Here is a 14,996-nt window from a genome sequence, read left to right as displayed (position 1 = left end):
CCTTTCGGCTTCATTTGATCGTGGTTTAGGTGGTTACTGCAACGCGATTGCGACACGTTTTTTCGCTGCGGCGCGGGCCGGGTCGCATGGCGGCGTCAACGGCAGGACCGCGTCCGCGGTGTTGCGGATCAACGCCTGATCGTGGCTGACCAGCATCAGGGCGATGCCATCGCTTTCGGTAGCGTTGGTCAGCAGCTTGATCACCCTGGCCTGCGTGATGGGGTCCAGACGCGACGTTGGCTCATCAGCGAAGATGAAGGCCGGTCTGCGCAGCAGGACCCGCAGCAATGACAGCCGCTGCAATTCGCCGCCCGACACGGCACCGGGCCTGCGCGCCAGCAGATCGGGTTGCAGGCCGAGACCGTCCAACAACCTGTCGACATCGCGCGGATCGCTGCGCGTCATCTTCACGACATCCATCAGCGTTTCGCCAATGGTGCGTCTGGGGGGAAAGGCCGCGACAGGGTCTTGGTAGAGCTTTTGGAACGCGAACGGATGCAAGCCGGGTTGGCGCTGGACCTGCCCCTGCAAAGGCGGGATCACCCCGAGGAGCGTATCGCCAAGCGAGGATTTGCCGCATCCGGACGGGCCCGTGACGCCAAAGACCTGCCCCGCCGCGATATCCAGAGACACGTCCCGGAACAGGGTACGACGGCCCCTTGCAAGCGAAAGGTTGCGGGAGCTGATCACCGCAGTTCCGGCCGGTGCCGCAGCCGCCTTGCCGGTCCAGTTCTCAGGGTTGGCCGCGAGAAGGTCCCGCGTGTAGCTCTGGCCGGGCGCGGCAAAGACCGCCCGGGTAGCACCGCGTTCGACAACCTCGCCCGCGCGCAGAACGATCAGCTGACCGCCGATCCGCTCTGCCAGCGCAAGGTCATGGGTGATGATCAGCAATCCGCCGGATTGCCCCATCTCGTTCAGCAACAGATTGGCGACCTCGTCCCGTCGCGCGGCATCCAGCCCCTTGGTCGGCTCGTCCGCGATCACGATGCGTGCACCGCCGGCCCGCGCGGCAGCAATGGCCACGCGCTGCGCCATTCCGCCCGACAGCTCATGCGGATACCGCGCCGCGGCATCGGCAAGTCCAAGCTCTGACAGATCGGATGCGGCGCGGATGCGCGCCTCGCGCGGCGGAAGGCCACGCACCAGACAATGCCCCTCGGCGATCTGCGCCTGCGCCCGCATCAACGGATCAAGCGACAACCACGGCTCTTGCGGCAGCACGCTGATTTCGCGCCCCCACAGCCCCCGGAACTGATCCGGCGCACCGCTATTCAGGACTTGCGCGCCGATGGTGACTTGTCCCTTTGCCTCAAGTCCCAGTGGCAACGTGCCCATCAGCGCCTGCGCCAGAAGGCTCTTGCCTGACCCGGTTTCGCCCAGAACGACCAACGGCTCCCCGGGGTCAAGACGCAGCGATACCGGCGCCAGCAGGGTCGTGGTTCCATCGCGAACTGTGATGTCATCGGCTTGCAGCAGGCTCATGTCTTGCGGCTCCCGGCCAGAAGGGTAAGGCCCAGCAGCAGGGCAAACGTGGCAAGAACGGGCGCCAGAAGCGCCAGCGGAGCCTCGCGCCAATAGGGCAGCAGTTCCACCATCATCAGCCCCAGTTCGGGCGTCGGCGCACGCATGCCCACATGCACGAAGCCAAGCGCGGCGATGGCCATGATCGCCGTGGCTGTTCCGAAGGCGGCGGCGGTCAGCATCATCGGCGCGATCTCGGGCCAGATGTGGACCCGAAAGACATAGGCCGCGCCGAACCCCAGAAGCCGTGACGCCTGCACCGCCGGCGAGGCCAGCGTTTCGCGCGTGGCGGCACGGGTCAATCGAAAGAACTCGACCCAAAGCACCAGCGACAGCCCCGCCCAGAAGCCGAGTGCCGTTCCCGGCACCATCGCCAGCACCATGAGGATAAGTAGCAGGCCCGGCAGGGCGAGCAGCGCATCCGCCAACATCACAAGGCACCTGTCGATCCAGCCACCCTTGGCGGCCGAAAGCGTGCCCAAGGCCAGCCCCGCCGCGCCAGCTGTCATCACTGCGGCAAGGGCAATCACGGGTGACAGGCGCAACGCGTAGGCCAGCCGGTGAAACACCGACCGCCCAAGATGGTCATAGCCCAAAGGCGCAGCAGCATCGGGCCCGGCCAGGGCCTTCATCAGGGATTGCGCGTAAGGATCGCCCTGCACGATCAGCGGGCCAAGCAGGGACAGGGCAGCGACCAGCGCGATCAGGACCACGCCGACCCTGCGGGTGGCTGACAGCGGCGGTTGCGGTGCAGCCGAAAGATCAAGGACGCTCATGCCGCCGTTCTCGGGTCCAGATGCCGGATTGCAAGGTCGATCGCCGCATTGACGAGGACAAATCCAAGACCAAGCACCAGCGCGGTGCCCTGCACCATCGGCACGTCCCTTGAAAAGATGGCATGCACCAGCGCATGCCCGATGCCGGGCCAGCCAAAAACCGATTCAACAATGATGACCCCTTCGACAAGCGTCACGAATTGCAGGCCCAGATAGGTGATGAGCGGCACCGAAACGTTGCGCAACCCGTGGCGCAACAAGGTTTGCCGCTCTGACAGCCCCTTCCATTGGGCGAACCGCCAGAACGGCATGTCGGCGATCCGCGCCATCGCATCCCTGGCAATGCGCGCGTTCACCGCTGCAAGTCCAAGCGCAAGTGTAAGGGAGGGAAGGATGAAATGACGCGCCGCGCCGTGACCCGCAGCTGGCAACCAGCGGAGTTGCACCGCAAGGATGACGATCAGCACAAGCGCCACGAGGAATTGCGGCACGGCCTTGATCCCGGTCGATGTAACCAGCAGGGCGCGGTCAAGTCTTCCGCCGGGTCGGAGCCCTGCGAGGATGCCCAAGGGAGGCCCGATCACCAAAGACAGAAGGACGGCCACCAGCGCCAACGACGCCGAGGCGCCAAGCTGGTGGGCGATTTCGTCCACAACCGGCTGGCCGGTCACCAGAGAATTACCGAAATCCAACCGGACCAGATCGCCCAGCCACTGCAGCAGTGCCATGTGCGCGGGACCATCAAGGCCAAGCTCTGCGCGCACCGCATCGGCGGCGGCGGCATCGACATTGTCATAGCCATAGCGCCCGGCGGCGATCCTCCAGGCCGCATCACCGGGCAGGCTGCGCATCATGACGAATGTCGCGGTCCCGATCAGGATCGCCACCATGAGCGCCTGCACCAGTCGCGAGACGATTGCGCTCATTCCGCCCACCGCATCGTCTGAAGGCCAAAGCTTCTTTCGAACGGGTCGATCGTGGCGCCTGTGACCTTGTCGGAAACGGCCAGCGTTTGCTGATACCAGGCGATCGGAATGATCGGCAGCTCGGCTTGCAGGATACCTGCCGCCTGGGCGCGTTCAGCATCGCCACCTTCGCCACGAGCAAGGCCACGCACCAGCGCCGTGAACCCCTCGTTCTGCCAGTTCATCGCGCCCCAGTCGCCATTGCCGACATAGTCGGACAGGACAGTGCCAATCGGGTCGGGGATGAGCGAGAAGTTGCGGGCGATCAGGCCCAGTTCAAGCGTGCCATTCTGGTGTCCGGCGGGAATTTCGGAGGAATTGGTGGTGTTGATCGCCAAATCGACGCCAATGGCGCGGAACTGCTGCTCCAAAACGGCGGCCACAAGCGGCAGCTCCGGCCGGTCCGGGTAGGTCGTCAGCGTCAGTTCGAAACGTGCGCCATCGCGCCTGAGGATACCGTCGCTGCCCGCGGCCCATCCCAGATTGCGAAGCAGGGTCTTGGCCGCTTCGACATCTTGGCCCAAAGGCGCAAGCGTATCGTCATGCCAGCCCGCAACCGAGGGCGGGAAAAGCTGGCCAGCGCCTTCGGGATAGCGCAGCACCGCCTTGGCAATGCCCGTCCGGTCGATGGCGAGGCTCAGGGCGCGGCGCGCATCGCGTTCGTTCAGAAACGGGTGACCTGCGTTCACCTTGATCAACAACGTGCGCGGGATGGCGACCGACAGCACCTCGACCGTGTCCAGCATGTTCAGGCGCGACACGCTGGCGGGGTCAAGCCCGAAGACAAATTCTGCTTCGCCGGATTCCGCCATGAGCGCCCGCGTTTCGACCCGGCTGACACCGGTATAGCTGACATCGGCGATATGCGGCGCCGCGCCCCAGTAATCTGCGAATGCCGACGCATCAAGGCTGAGCGGTGGCTCTATCGCGGTGATCCGGTAAGGGCCGGTGCCTATGATCTTCACCCCCGTGCCATCCGGCGCAAAAGAACCCGGCGACAGTATCTGAGACCGGAACTCCGCAAGAAAGGCGGGAAGCGCTGCAAACGGTTCGGACAGGGTGACGGTCACCGTGCCCTCACTTGCCGCGATGCCGGTGATCGGTAGCGTTTGCAAGGGTCCCGGTTTGGCGCGCGCGATTTCAAGCGCATTGACGACCGTATCGGCCGTCATCTTGGTACCGTCGTGGAAAAGCACACCGTCGCGCAAGGCAAAAGCCCATGTAAGCCCGTCTTCCGACACCTCCCACGACGTGGCCAGACCGGGGGTCAGCGTTCCATCGGAATGCGCGTTCACCAACGTCTCGGCCACGCCCATGCGTGTAAAAATATACCCGCTCGTTGACGGTTCTGGCGCTTGGATCTCGAATTGCGCAACGACATCTAGCGTCTCATCCGCTTGTGCAAGCATCGGCATCGAAAGGCAGGTCAGGGCCAAGGCCGCCCTGAGGGTGAGTTTCGTCATGTGCTGGAGTCCTGTGTTTCGAAGGCTTGGTTGGCCGCAATTGCGCGACAATGTGCAAAGCGGGCGGGTGTTGTGGGGGATGCAGGAGACGTGCGCTTATGTTATTACATCACGTTCAGCTACCCGTGCAGGTCCCACCATCCCCGCCGCAATCGGCAGCGGGGACAGGCAGGCTGTTAAAGGCAGTCCGCCAGCGACGTGGCGAGGTTGCGCAGCAGCTGCGGGTACAGAGCCGCCCCCGGTTCAAGATCAGATCCCAGCGGATCCATCACCCCGGTCCGCGCGTCGGAGCCATCCATGACCGCAGCCACGATCCCCGGATTGAATTGCGGCTCTGACATGATGCAGGTCACGCCCTGATCCGCGATACGGTGCTGGATTTCGGCGATGCGGGCCGGGCTGGGATCGGTGGCGTCCGAGACCGATATCGCGCCGGATGCGGGAAAGTCGAAATCCAGCTCGAAATATTGATAGGCGTCATGAAAGACCACGAATTTGCGCCCGCGCACCGGATCCAGAATTCCGTTGATCTCGGAGCGCAGTGCGGCCAACTCCTCGCGCCCCGCTGCGGCATTTGCATAATAGGTGCCGGCATTGTCGGGATCATCGGCCGAAAGTGCGGCAGCGATGGCGTTCAGCCAGGCCGCCCCGTTTTCCACAGACAGCCAGGCATGCGGGTCGTGGCCACCGTGGTCATGCCCTGCATGTTCGTCTTCTTCGTGAGCGGAGTCGTGGTCTTCATCATGGCCCGCGTGGCTCTCACCATCACGCTCCGCGTCGCCATGTTCGTGCGCATCAAACAGCGCGCCTTCACGTACGGGCAGCTCCGTGGTGCCGTCAGCCTCGATCAGCTCCACAACCGTTGCATCGCTGGCCAGCGTGTCGACGGCATCCTCCAGCCAAGGGGTCAGATCGTGGCCGACCCAAAATACCAGATCCGCGTTCTGAAGGGCTGCGGCTTCTGACGGGCGCAGACTATATTCATGCGGGCTGGCACCGGGCGCCACGATCAGCGACGGCTCTCCCAGATCCCCCATGACGCGCGTGACAAGCGAATGCACCGGAGCGATGTCGACGGCCACATTCGGGGCGTCCGCCACGGCCATCCCGGCCAGCAGCGAGGCTGCGAGTGACAAGGGCGCGAGATTTCTGGACATTTCCGACTCCATGTGATCTTATAACGTTACATGCCGGATACAGGAAATGTAATAACATGACAAGTAGGTCCGAGACAGGGCATGATCAGCAGCCTGATACGGTCGGGTTTGATGAGCATGACCATGCGGGGTGCATCAATAGCGCCGTGGCCGCAGCCGAGGCGCATTGTGCAAGCAACGGGCTTCGTTTCACGCCGGTCCGGCGCAAGGCATTGGAAATCCTGCTGCAGGAACATCGCGCACTTGGCGCCTACGAGATGCTTGACCTGCTGCGCGACGCCGGTTTTGGATCGCAACCGCCTGTTGCCTATCGTGCGCTGGAATTCCTTGTCGCCAACGGGTTCGCGCACAAGATCGAACGGCTGAACGCCTTCGTGGCCTGCGCCCATCCCGGCGCCACCCATTCGCCCGCCTTCATGATCTGCAGGGCCTGCGATTCGGTCGCGGAAACCCAATCGGCCCCCGCGCGCGGCACACTCGGGGATGCAGCCCGCGCTGCCGGGTTTCAGATTGAACGAACCATGGTCGAGGCGGTCGGCCTGTGCCCGTCCTGCGCAGGGCAGACCCCTTCATGAGCCTGGTCACAGTTGAAGACATCAGCGTCGCTTATGGCGCTGACACGGTGCTGGCGCATGTGTCGCTGACAGTCGAGCCCGGAGAAATCGTGACCATTGTTGGCCCGAACGGCTCTGGCAAGACCACGCTGCTGCGTTCGTTGATCGGCGCGGTGCGGCCCACCTCCGGGCGGGTCATCCACAAGCCGGGTCTGCGCATCGGTTACGTGCCGCAAAAACTCCATATCGATCCGACCCTTCCGATCACGGTGGCACGGTTCCTGCGCCTGCCGGGCGGCAAATCCCGCAGCGCCTGCGCGCGCGCGCTGACACGGGCAGGTGTGCCGGATTTGTCGGGCCGCCAGATGTCCGGGTTGTCAGGTGGCCAGATGCAACGCGTCCTGCTGGCGCGTGCGCTGGTCAATGAGCCGGAAATTCTGCTTCTGGACGAGGCGACCCAAGGGCTTGATCAACCCGGTTCCGCAGCCTTCTATCGCCAGATCGAAGATGTGCGCAAAGAAACCGGATGTGCCATCCTGATGATCAGCCACGAATTGCACGTGGTGATGAGCGCGTCTGACCGGGTGATATGCCTTAACGGGCATGTCTGCTGTGAAGGCACGCCCGAAATCGTTTCGACTGCGCCGGAATACCGCGCGCTCTTCGGGTCCGGCACGGGCGGTGCGCTTGCGCTTTACCGCCACGACCATGATCACGCGCATGATGAAAGCTGCGGCCATGATCACGGGCACGACCATGGGCATGACCACCCGCACCCGACCAAGACCGAGGCCGCTGAATGATGCTGGACGATTTCATGATCCGCGCAACGCTGGCCGGGGTCGGCGTGGCCTGTGCAGCCGCGCCCCTGGGCAGCTTCGTCGTCTGGCGGCGCATGGCCTATTTCGGGGACGCAACCGCCCATGCCGCCATCCTTGGGATCGCCCTGTCCCTGGCGTTGAACGTCTCAATCTTTGCCGGGGCGGTGGCAGTTGCGCTGGCCATGGCGCTGACCGTCACACTGCTGACAGGCCGCGGATACGCGATGGATACGCTGCTGGGCGTTCTGGCCCATTCCGCCCTTGCATTCGGGCTGGTGGCTGTCTCTTTCCTGTCGGGCATCCGGATTGACCTGATGGCCTATCTCTTTGGTGACATTCTGGCCGTGTCGCGCGGGGATCTGGCCGTGATCTGGGGAGGGGCAGCGCTGGTCATCGGGCTGATCGCGTGGCGCTGGTCGGCACTTCTGACCTCCACGCTTAGCGAAGAGCTTGCCTATGCGGGCGGTATGGACCCCCGTCGCGAGCAGCTTGTCCTGACCCTCGCGCTCGCCGTCACGGTTGCCGTGGCGATCAAGGTTGTCGGGGTGCTGTTGATCGCGGCGATGCTGATCATTCCGGCCGCCGCCGCGCGGCCACTGTCGCGCACACCCGAGGAGATGGCCTTGATCGCGGCGCTGATCGGCAGCGGGTCGGCCGTCGCCGGTTTGCGCGCCGCCTATGTTCTGGACACGCCAGCCGGGCCTTCGATTGTCTGCTTTGCGGCCCTGATTTTCCTGGTGACAAGTGTGTTCCGGGGAGTGCGGGCCTGAACCTTTCCGGCCCGCACTGGCTCGCGGCCGCTGGCCGTCTGAACGATCGTCTTGCAAATGCAGCTGAAAGTCAGTCGCGTCCAGTTCGGCTGCGCCCGTGCCACGGCCAAACGCTTTGTGTTGAAAGACACTCGGGTTGCTGCCTACAAATGGCCATGCAAAGCCGATCAGGGCAGCATGGCACGCGAGGAGGAGTGAGATGGCAGGGCTATTTTTCGACGAGCTGGAGGTCGGGCAGGTGTTCAAACACGAGCTGCGCCGGACCATCACCGAAACCGACAACGTGATGTTCTGCGCCATGACGCATAACCCCGCGCGCCTGCATCTGGACGAAGAATACTGCCGCGAAGAGACGGAATTCGGCCAGCGGCTCGTCAATAGCGGGTTCACGCTTGGCCTGATGGTGGGCGTTTCTGTCGGCGACACCACGCTTGGAACCGCCATTGCCAATCTTGGCTGGGACGAGGTGCGCTTTCCCGCGCCGGTCTTTCATGGTGACACGCTGCGGATCGAGACCGAAGTGGCAGAGCTGCGCGAAAGCAAATCGCGGCCCAATGCGGGCATCGTGACCTTCATCCACCGCGCCTACAATCAGAACGAGGTTCTGGTGGCGCAGTGCAAACGCTCCGGCTTGCAGCTGAAATCCCCGGCAGCCTCGGCCTGAGTTACCCGCCCGACGAGAAGCCTTCGGCAAGGGCGATGATGTCACGGGCCGTCTTTACATGGGCGATGTCGATATGTTCGCCGTCATACATGACAGAGGCGCGCCCCGCCGCCTGCGCGGCATCCAGCGCCTCGACCATGCCACGGTAATAGGCGACCTCGTCAGCCGTGGGGGTAAAGACGCGGTTCACGATCTCCACATTGGACGGGTGCAGGATCAGATCGCCCGCCATGCCGAGCTGACGGTCGTACCGGGTGAAGCTGTCCAGCCCCTCCAGATCCTTGACCTGCTGCCACAGCCCGCCGATGGGCAGCTTGCCGGCAGCGCGCGCCGCCATCACCACGCGGGATTTCAGGTAGTCCGTCTCGCGCCCCTGCGGCGTCCAGATGAACCCAAGCGCGCGGGCCACATCGGCATTCTTTGCCGTGCAGCCAACAATGCCTGCCACGCGCGGATGTTCGGCTATCTCGAAACACAGCTGCATCGACCGCGCGGTTTCAAGGATCGGGATCAGGCGCACTGACCCGACCTCCAGATTGTTGCGGGCTTCTGCCTCGGCCACCATGCAGGCGGCAGTATGCACATCCTCCGGCCCCCAGGGCTTGGACACAACGATGCCCTCCAGCCCCGGCCGCACCACGGCCATCAGATCATCATAGTCGTAAAGATGCGCGGACTTGTTCACCCTGACCCAGACCCGCTGCCCCTTTGCGGCCAGAGCTTCGATCTTGCCCGCCACCAGCGCGCGCGCCTCGGCCTTTTCGTCGGGTGGAACGCTGTCTTCAAGATCCAGAATGATCGCATCGGCCCCGGCATCGGCGGCCTTGTCGATCATGCGTTCCTTGTTGGCCGGAACAAACAGAAAAGAGCGGATCGGTTTCATCCGGGGGATCCTTTGGCAAGGGCAACGACGCCAAAGCCTATCGCGCCGCCGAACGGGTGAAAAGGGTGCTGCATCAGATCGGTCGGCACAGGAAACTGCGCGCGCTCTGGCAGTCTGGCGTCGACACCGCGCCCATCCTCTGGCAGACACGCGGAAAGGCCCGGCCCACTGACAGGCCGGACGTAACAGACCGTGGAGACCTGACATGCGCCGCATCCTGATCACCGGAACCGCAGGGTTCATCGGCTTTCACCTCGCGCAGCTTCTGCTGGCCGAAGGCTTCACGGTGCACGGCTATGACGGGATGACCGACTATTACGACATCGGGCTGAAGCAACGCCGAAACGCCATGCTGCTGCAATCGGACAGGTTTTCGATGACCGAGGCGATGCTGGAAGACGTGGCCGCCTTCGACAAGGCTGCTGATGACTTCCGCCCCGATGTGATCGTGCATCTGGCCGCGCAGGCGGGGGTGCGCTACAGCCTTGAAAACCCGCGCGCCTATGTCGATGCCAACGTGACCGGCACGTTCAACGTGATGGAGGCCGCGCGTCGCCACGAGGTCGACCACCTACTGATGGCCTCCACCAGTTCGGTCTATGGGGCCAATACCGAAATGCCCTTCCGCGAGACGGACAAGGCCGACACGCCGATGACGATCTACGCCGCCACCAAGAAGGCAACAGAGGCGATGGGCCATTCCTATGCGCATCTGTGGAACCTGCCCACGACGATGTTCCGGTTCTTCACCGTCTACGGCCCGTGGGGGCGGCCCGACATGGCCTATTTCAAATTCGCCAATGCGATGCTGAAGGGCGACGCCATCGACATCTACAACCAGGGCGACATGTATCGCGACTTCACCTATGTCGAGGATCTGGTCCGTGCCATTCGCCTGCTGATCGACGCAGTGCCCGAGCTGCCCGAGGATGGTGTGGTGCCCGAAGGCGACAGCCTGTCGCCGGTCGCACCCTACCGAGTCGTCAATATCGGCAATTCCGACAAGGTCCGCCTGCTGGATTTCATCGAGGCGCTGGAGGACAGCCTGGGCGTCAAGGCAAAGCGCAACTACATGGAAATGCAGAAGGGCGATGTGCCCGCGACTTGGGCAGATGCATCGCTGCTGCACACGCTGACAGGCTACCGTCCGCAAACCGGGTTCCGCGAAGGGCTGGACCGGTTCGCGCGCTGGTATCGCGATTACTACACCCTTTAAGCTCAGCCACCCCAGGACGCGACCTTGCGGTCAACGGTCTTGCGCGACACGCCAAGACGGCGCGCGGCCTCTGCCCGGTTGCCCTTGCACAGGTCCAGCACATGCAGGATGTGGCGCTGGGTGACCAGTTCCAGATTCTCGATCGCCTGCGCCCCGGTGATCGACCCGCCGCCCGCAAATTCCTCGGGGAACGCGCCAAGGATCACCGACCGTTCGATCAGGTTCTTGAGCTCGCGCACATTGCCCGGCCAGTCATAGCGCCGCATTTTCAGCAGGGTTTCGTCGTTGAGCTCGAGCCCCGACATCCCCAGCGTGACCGCGAACTGATCCAGAAACAGCGCCGCAAGCTCCACGATGTCCTCGGACCGGTCGCGCAAGGGCGGCAAGGCGACCTCCAGCACGTTGATCCGGTGATAGAGATCGGCGCGGAACCGGCCGTCGGCCACCGCCTGTTCCAGATCGGCATTCGTGGCGAACAGAAAGCGCAGGTTCAGCATCAGCTCTCGTTCGGCGCCCACTGGGCGAACGCGCTGATCCTCCAGCACGCGAAGTAGCGCAGCTTGCAACTGCTCGGGCATCTGCGCCACCTCGTCAAGGAACAGGGTGCCGCCATCGGCCAGCAATAGCAGGCCCGGGCGCAGCCGGTCGTTTTCCTCGACCACGCCGAACAGCTCTGCCGCGATCCGGTCAGGGGCGATTGCCGCGCAATTCACCGCCACAAACGGCTTTTCCGCGCGGTCCGACAGCTTGTGCAAATGCCGCGCCGCCAGCTCCTTGCCCGTGCCGCTGGCCCCCGTGAACAGCACCGGCGTCGGCAAGGGCGCCAGCTTGTGCAGAAGCGCGCGCACCGCGCTCAACGCTTCGGACTTGCCCAACAGCTGACCGTGCCCCGCATCTGACAGCAATTCCCGCCGCAAGAGCGTGTTGTCCCGCCGCAGATATTTGCGATCCAGCGTGCGCGCCACGGCGCCAAGGATCTGATTGGCTCGAAAGGGTTTGAGCACGAAGTCACTGACCCCTGCCCGCAGCGCCGCAATTGCGGTTTCAAGGTCGGCATAGGCCGTCATCAGGATCGTATCGGCGAAGAATCCCAGCCGCTGCTGTTCCGTCACCCATTCCAGCCCGGTCATGCCTGGCATGATGTTGTCGACAATCACCAGATCGAAATGCGCTTCGTCCAGTTTTTGCGTCGCCTCCGCCGAAGAGGCCGCTTGCTCCACCCGTTTCACGCGCGGTTCAAGGATCTTCTTCAGGAAATTGCGCATCCCCGGTTCATCATCGATCACAAGGATCGATGCGCCCGATAGAGGCCCGCCATACTCGTCGGATGTTGTCATTCTGCCCGCCGTTTTCCGATGCCGTCAGTCAACCCGGACGGCAGGCCCGGAATAGACCTCCTGCGCGGAAAACTCCAATGCATGCAATGAAAAATGGGCGCCCACCCCGATCAGGGCGATGGCCATAAAGGCTGCCAGCATGGATTTCATTTTGCCCTACTCCTCATTTTCGTGGTTTTCCCGCGTCGCCTGTTTCAGAAAGCCGATCAGATCGGCCCGGTCATCCTTGCCTGCAATGACCTGCATCGGCATCTTGCTGCCGGGAATATAGTGGTCTGGCCCCTGATCGAACAGCGCATCCACCGTGGTTTCATCCCAGACGATATCAGACATGCGGAGCGTGTCCGAATAGCGATAGCCCGGCACGGTTCCTGCCGGACGCCCGAAAAGCCCATGCAGGCTCGGCCCGGCCTTGCGCGAGGCGCTGCCCTCCAGCGCGTGGCAGATCGAGCATTTGCGCATGAACTGCCTCTCGCCATTGCTCATCTCTTCGGGCGCGCGAAGGAAACTGCGCTGGCCGGAAATACCCGGATCATAGGCATCCAGAGTATCGACCGGCCAGCCAAAAGCCACGTCATCCAGCCCCCCGGCATAGATCGTCGTCCCGTCAGAAGAAAACGCCAGTGCCCAAACGGGTCCTTCGCGCGTCGCCCGAAAATCTCGGACGATCCGCCAATCGGCGGTGTCTACCATCATGATGTAGCCATGCCCGTCACCAACGGCGAGCTGATGCGTGTCGCCATGGTAGGCCATCGACAGGATCGGGCGCCGGTCGAGCGTGAAATCAGCGATCTCTGCACCCTGATGGTCGATGATCCGGGTTCCTCCATCCACCGCGCCGTAGGCGATCCAGTCATCGGTCACGATCAGCTCGTTGACCCCGAACCCATGCCGGGCGACGGGCAGAGCGGCGTCACGCGCAAGGTCGTATCTCACCACCTCGCCGGTAGCCGTAGCGGCGTAAAGCACATCCGGCCCGTGAAATCCCACTGCATTCACCGCACCGGACGCTTTCAGAAAGCGTGGGTCAGGTTCGTCGAGCGGCGGATAAAGGGCCCACGCCCAATTCGCATCCAATGGCAACAGCCCGATAGTGCCGTCCCATGAGGCACTGGCCACAAGCCCGGCCTCAGTTGAAATGGAAATATCCGTGACCTTGCCCCGATGTTCGCCCAGCACGCGGTTCACGCTACCTGCGGGCCAAACGCGTACGGTGAAATCATCGCCGCCAGACACCAGAAACCCGTCGCTACGGAACTTCACCACGTTCACTGCCGCGTCATGCCCTTCCAGCCAGGCAGGCGAGGCGCCCTCCCAGATGCCGATCGAATTGTCAAAGCTGGCAGTCGCAACCCGGCCGCCCGTGTCAACGGCGATGCCCATGACAGGCCCGCCATGGCCCTTCAGCGTGGTGAAGTCCTGCGCCGATGCCGGGGCTGCGGCAAGGCAGGCGGCAAGGATCAACGCGCGCCCCATTTGGCTACTCCGCCGGCATGCCATCTTTCGGCGTGGCGGTCTGCTCTTTCGCTTTGACCTCTTCCAGCCAGATGGAGTGGTGCTGATGCGCCCAGGCCTCGTCAACCTCGCCCGATCCCATGGCATCGAACGCGCCCTCCATCCCCAGCGTGCCGATATAGATATGCCCGAGGATGATCGCCATCATGACGAAAGCAATGATCGCATGCCAAAGCTGCGCCAGCTGCATCTCTTCCTGCGGGGCCAGTGCGGTGGGCAAAGGATCAAACCCGACCCAGCCCGGTGCGCCCAGATCATTGAGAAAGCCAAAGGTCTTTGCAAATAGCGGCATCTCGAACGGGAAGAGCAGCGAAAGCCCGGAAACAGACAGCGACGCCCCCAGAACGATCACCGACCAGAAGATCAGCTTCTGCCCGGCGTTGAACTTTTTCGCGGGCGGGTGCTTTTTCCCGATGATGCCGCCCGCCTGAGACAGCCAGACAAGATCGGTCCGGTTCGGGATATTGTGCCAGACCCACAGCACGAAGACGAGGATCAGCCCCAGCATGAACGCCCATGAGACATTGTTGTGGATCAGCTTGGACACCGTCAGCAGGGCCGCGTTCGCCTCCCGCCCCAGATAGGGCGCGATGAACATCCGCCCCATCAATGTCAGAAGCCCGGTGATCCCCAGCAGAACAAAAGAGCCCGCGAGGAGCCAGTGCGAAAACCGTTCGAACGCCTGAAAGCGCGTGACGGTGCGGCCGGCTTTCTCGCCATCGATGCGGACGCGCCCGCGCAGCAGATAGAACACCGCGAGCACGGCAATTGTCCCGAGCAGCAGCCAGCCACCATAGGTCACCAGCGGGCCTTGCCGGAATTCGTACCAGCGCATCCCGCCATCCTGAACAAGCACCTTGCCCAATTCGCCACGGGTCGAGGTTGTGACATCGACTTCGTTGTAGCGCAGCGCGCGCCACAACTCGGGATCGGACGCACCCCCAAGAGGGCCAAGCCCCGGCGCCGACACGGCATCCCCGCCAATCGCTTCGCGGCGGAACGTGTCATCCACCTTCTCGCCCTTCTGGCGACGCAGGATATCCTCCAGCGTCTGCGCCCCGCCGGTGGCAGAGCGATCAATCTGGGGCGTGTCTGACTCTTGCGCGGCCACCCCGACGGGGGCCGCCAGCAAAACCAGCATCAGAACGGTCATCAAGCGACGCAACATGGTTCACCTTTCCGGGCTCGCAACCACTCGGGCGGTCGCCAGATCATCGGCCCCGCCCTTCTTCATTTTTCAAAAATGCGCGTGGGAAGACGAGGGGCTGACCCCTCGCTCCCGTCTTCTTCACCTGTCCCACATGGACCAAAAGTCAAGCGACCAATATCCCTGCAGGTTGGCCCGGCAAAGGAT

At 63.3% G+C, this 14,996-nt stretch carries 15 protein-coding genes; 5 read left to right on the top strand and 10 right to left on the bottom strand.

Features of this window, described 5'->3' with window-relative positions; all coding sequences use genetic code 11:
• Positions 1–33 precede the first annotated feature (33 nt).
• The 5 genes from EDD52_RS05815 to EDD52_RS05795 all read right to left on the bottom strand — a co-directional run bounded on the left by EDD52_RS05815 (position 34) and on the right by EDD52_RS05795 (position 5,882).
• Positions 34–1,482: an ABC transporter ATP-binding protein gene (locus tag EDD52_RS05815; protein ID WP_132242764.1), complete on the bottom strand. Its 1,449-nt coding sequence runs from the start codon at positions 1,480–1,482 to the stop codon at positions 34–36.
• Positions 1,479–2,297, bottom strand: a complete 819-nt coding sequence (locus tag EDD52_RS05810; RefSeq protein WP_132242762.1) for an ABC transporter permease — start codon at positions 2,295–2,297, stop codon at positions 1,479–1,481. The genes EDD52_RS05815 and EDD52_RS05810 overlap by 4 nt, the downstream gene beginning before the upstream one ends.
• Positions 2,294–3,223, bottom strand: a complete 930-nt coding sequence (locus tag EDD52_RS05805) for an ABC transporter permease (RefSeq protein ID WP_132242760.1) — start codon at positions 3,221–3,223, stop codon at positions 2,294–2,296. The genes EDD52_RS05810 and EDD52_RS05805 overlap by 4 nt, the downstream gene beginning before the upstream one ends.
• Positions 3,220–4,725 carry an ABC transporter substrate-binding protein gene (locus tag EDD52_RS05800; RefSeq protein ID WP_132242758.1) on the bottom strand — a complete coding sequence of 502 codons (1,506 nt, stop codon included), beginning with the start codon at positions 4,723–4,725 and terminating at the stop codon, positions 3,220–3,222. Before EDD52_RS05800 ends, EDD52_RS05805 begins: the two co-directional genes overlap by 4 nt.
• A 176-nt stretch (positions 4,726–4,901) precedes the next feature.
• The gene (locus EDD52_RS05795) at positions 4,902–5,882 is read right to left on the bottom strand and encodes a zinc ABC transporter substrate-binding protein (RefSeq protein ID WP_132242756.1); all 981 of its coding nucleotides are present in this window, start codon (positions 5,880–5,882) and stop codon (positions 4,902–4,904) included.
• A gap of 56 nt (positions 5,883–5,938) precedes the next feature.
• On the opposite strand from EDD52_RS05795, the gene EDD52_RS05790 reads away from it, so the two are divergent.
• The 4 genes from EDD52_RS05790 to EDD52_RS05775 all read left to right on the top strand — a co-directional run bounded on the left by EDD52_RS05790 (position 5,939) and on the right by EDD52_RS05775 (position 8,691).
• On the top strand, positions 5,939–6,457 hold the full coding sequence (locus EDD52_RS05790; RefSeq protein WP_132242754.1) for a helix-turn-helix domain-containing protein: 519 nt from the start codon (positions 5,939–5,941) through the stop codon (positions 6,455–6,457).
• The gene (locus EDD52_RS05785) at positions 6,454–7,239 is read left to right on the top strand and encodes an ATP-binding cassette domain-containing protein (protein ID WP_132242752.1); all 786 of its coding nucleotides are present in this window, start codon (positions 6,454–6,456) and stop codon (positions 7,237–7,239) included. Before EDD52_RS05790 ends, EDD52_RS05785 begins: the two co-directional genes overlap by 4 nt.
• The gene (locus EDD52_RS05780; RefSeq protein ID WP_132242750.1) at positions 7,239–8,027 is read left to right on the top strand and encodes a metal ABC transporter permease; all 789 of its coding nucleotides are present in this window, start codon (positions 7,239–7,241) and stop codon (positions 8,025–8,027) included. Before EDD52_RS05785 ends, EDD52_RS05780 begins: the two co-directional genes overlap by 1 nt.
• 199 nt (positions 8,028–8,226) lie before the next feature.
• The gene (locus EDD52_RS05775) at positions 8,227–8,691 is read left to right on the top strand and encodes a MaoC family dehydratase (protein ID WP_132242748.1); all 465 of its coding nucleotides are present in this window, start codon (positions 8,227–8,229) and stop codon (positions 8,689–8,691) included.
• Position 8,692: 1 nt separating this feature from the next.
• Here EDD52_RS05775 and EDD52_RS05770 read toward each other — a convergent pair whose 3' ends face one another.
• Complete coding sequence (locus tag EDD52_RS05770; protein ID WP_132242746.1) at positions 8,693–9,574, bottom strand: HpcH/HpaI aldolase/citrate lyase family protein; 882 nt, start codon at positions 9,572–9,574, stop codon at positions 8,693–8,695.
• Positions 9,575–9,779: 205 nt separating this feature from the next.
• On the opposite strand from EDD52_RS05770, the gene EDD52_RS05765 reads away from it, so the two are divergent.
• Positions 9,780–10,790, top strand: coding sequence for an NAD-dependent epimerase/dehydratase family protein (locus tag EDD52_RS05765; RefSeq protein WP_132242744.1), 1,011 nt, complete (start codon positions 9,780–9,782; stop codon positions 10,788–10,790).
• 2 nt (positions 10,791–10,792) lie between these two features.
• On the opposite strand, the gene EDD52_RS05760 is transcribed toward EDD52_RS05765, so the two are convergent.
• The 4 genes from EDD52_RS05760 to EDD52_RS05750 are packed head-to-tail and all read right to left on the bottom strand — an operon-like array spanning position 10,793 to position 14,810.
• Entirely contained in the window at positions 10,793–12,127 is a 1,335-nt protein-coding gene (locus tag EDD52_RS05760) for a sigma-54-dependent transcriptional regulator (RefSeq protein WP_132242742.1), read from the bottom strand.
• Positions 12,128–12,151: 24 nt separating this feature from the next.
• Positions 12,152–12,277 carry a hypothetical protein gene (locus EDD52_RS24250; protein WP_279389250.1) on the bottom strand — a complete coding sequence of 42 codons (126 nt, stop codon included), beginning with the start codon at positions 12,275–12,277 and terminating at the stop codon, positions 12,152–12,154.
• Between the two features lie 6 nt (positions 12,278–12,283).
• On the bottom strand, positions 12,284–13,603 hold the full coding sequence (locus tag EDD52_RS05755) for a c-type cytochrome (RefSeq protein ID WP_132242740.1): 1,320 nt from the start codon (positions 13,601–13,603) through the stop codon (positions 12,284–12,286).
• A gap of 4 nt (positions 13,604–13,607) precedes the next feature.
• Complete coding sequence (locus EDD52_RS05750) at positions 13,608–14,810, bottom strand: formate dehydrogenase subunit gamma (RefSeq protein ID WP_132242738.1); 1,203 nt, start codon at positions 14,808–14,810, stop codon at positions 13,608–13,610.
• Positions 14,811–14,996 lie beyond the last annotated feature (186 nt).

The sequence above is a fragment of the Primorskyibacter sedentarius genome, assembly GCF_004342065.1.
GTDB lineage: Bacteria > Pseudomonadota > Alphaproteobacteria > Rhodobacterales > Rhodobacteraceae > Primorskyibacter > Primorskyibacter sedentarius.
The sequence above is the reverse complement of the archived record's forward strand: the minus strand, read 5'-3'. Positions and strand labels throughout refer to the sequence as shown.

Coding starts and splice junctions, on each gene's coding strand:
- EDD52_RS05770 (WP_132242746.1), bottom strand. CDS start 9,574: ATGAAACCGATCCGCTCTTTTCTGTTTGTTCCGGCCAACAAGGAACGC.
- EDD52_RS05800 (WP_132242758.1), bottom strand. CDS start 4,725: ATGACGAAACTCACCCTCAGGGCGGCCTTGGCCCTGACCTGCCTTTCG.
- EDD52_RS05750 (WP_132242738.1), bottom strand. CDS start 14,810: ATGTTGCGTCGCTTGATGACCGTTCTGATGCTGGTTTTGCTGGCGGCC.
- EDD52_RS05795 (WP_132242756.1), bottom strand. CDS start 5,882: ATGTCCAGAAATCTCGCGCCCTTGTCACTCGCAGCCTCGCTGCTGGCC.
- EDD52_RS05755 (WP_132242740.1), bottom strand. CDS start 13,603: ATGGGGCGCGCGTTGATCCTTGCCGCCTGCCTTGCCGCAGCCCCGGCA.
- EDD52_RS24250 (WP_279389250.1), bottom strand. CDS start 12,277: ATGAAATCCATGCTGGCAGCCTTTATGGCCATCGCCCTGATCGGGGTG.
- EDD52_RS05765 (WP_132242744.1), top strand. CDS start 9,780: ATGCGCCGCATCCTGATCACCGGAACCGCAGGGTTCATCGGCTTTCAC.
- EDD52_RS05815 (WP_132242764.1), bottom strand. CDS start 1,482: ATGAGCCTGCTGCAAGCCGATGACATCACAGTTCGCGATGGAACCACG.
- EDD52_RS05790 (WP_132242754.1), top strand. CDS start 5,939: ATGACAAGTAGGTCCGAGACAGGGCATGATCAGCAGCCTGATACGGTC.
- EDD52_RS05760 (WP_132242742.1), bottom strand. CDS start 12,127: ATGACAACATCCGACGAGTATGGCGGGCCTCTATCGGGCGCATCGATC.
- EDD52_RS05810 (WP_132242762.1), bottom strand. CDS start 2,297: ATGAGCGTCCTTGATCTTTCGGCTGCACCGCAACCGCCGCTGTCAGCC.
- EDD52_RS05785 (WP_132242752.1), top strand. CDS start 6,454: ATGAGCCTGGTCACAGTTGAAGACATCAGCGTCGCTTATGGCGCTGAC.
- EDD52_RS05775 (WP_132242748.1), top strand. CDS start 8,227: ATGGCAGGGCTATTTTTCGACGAGCTGGAGGTCGGGCAGGTGTTCAAA.
- EDD52_RS05780 (WP_132242750.1), top strand. CDS start 7,239: ATGCTGGACGATTTCATGATCCGCGCAACGCTGGCCGGGGTCGGCGTG.
- EDD52_RS05805 (WP_132242760.1), bottom strand. CDS start 3,223: ATGAGCGCAATCGTCTCGCGACTGGTGCAGGCGCTCATGGTGGCGATC.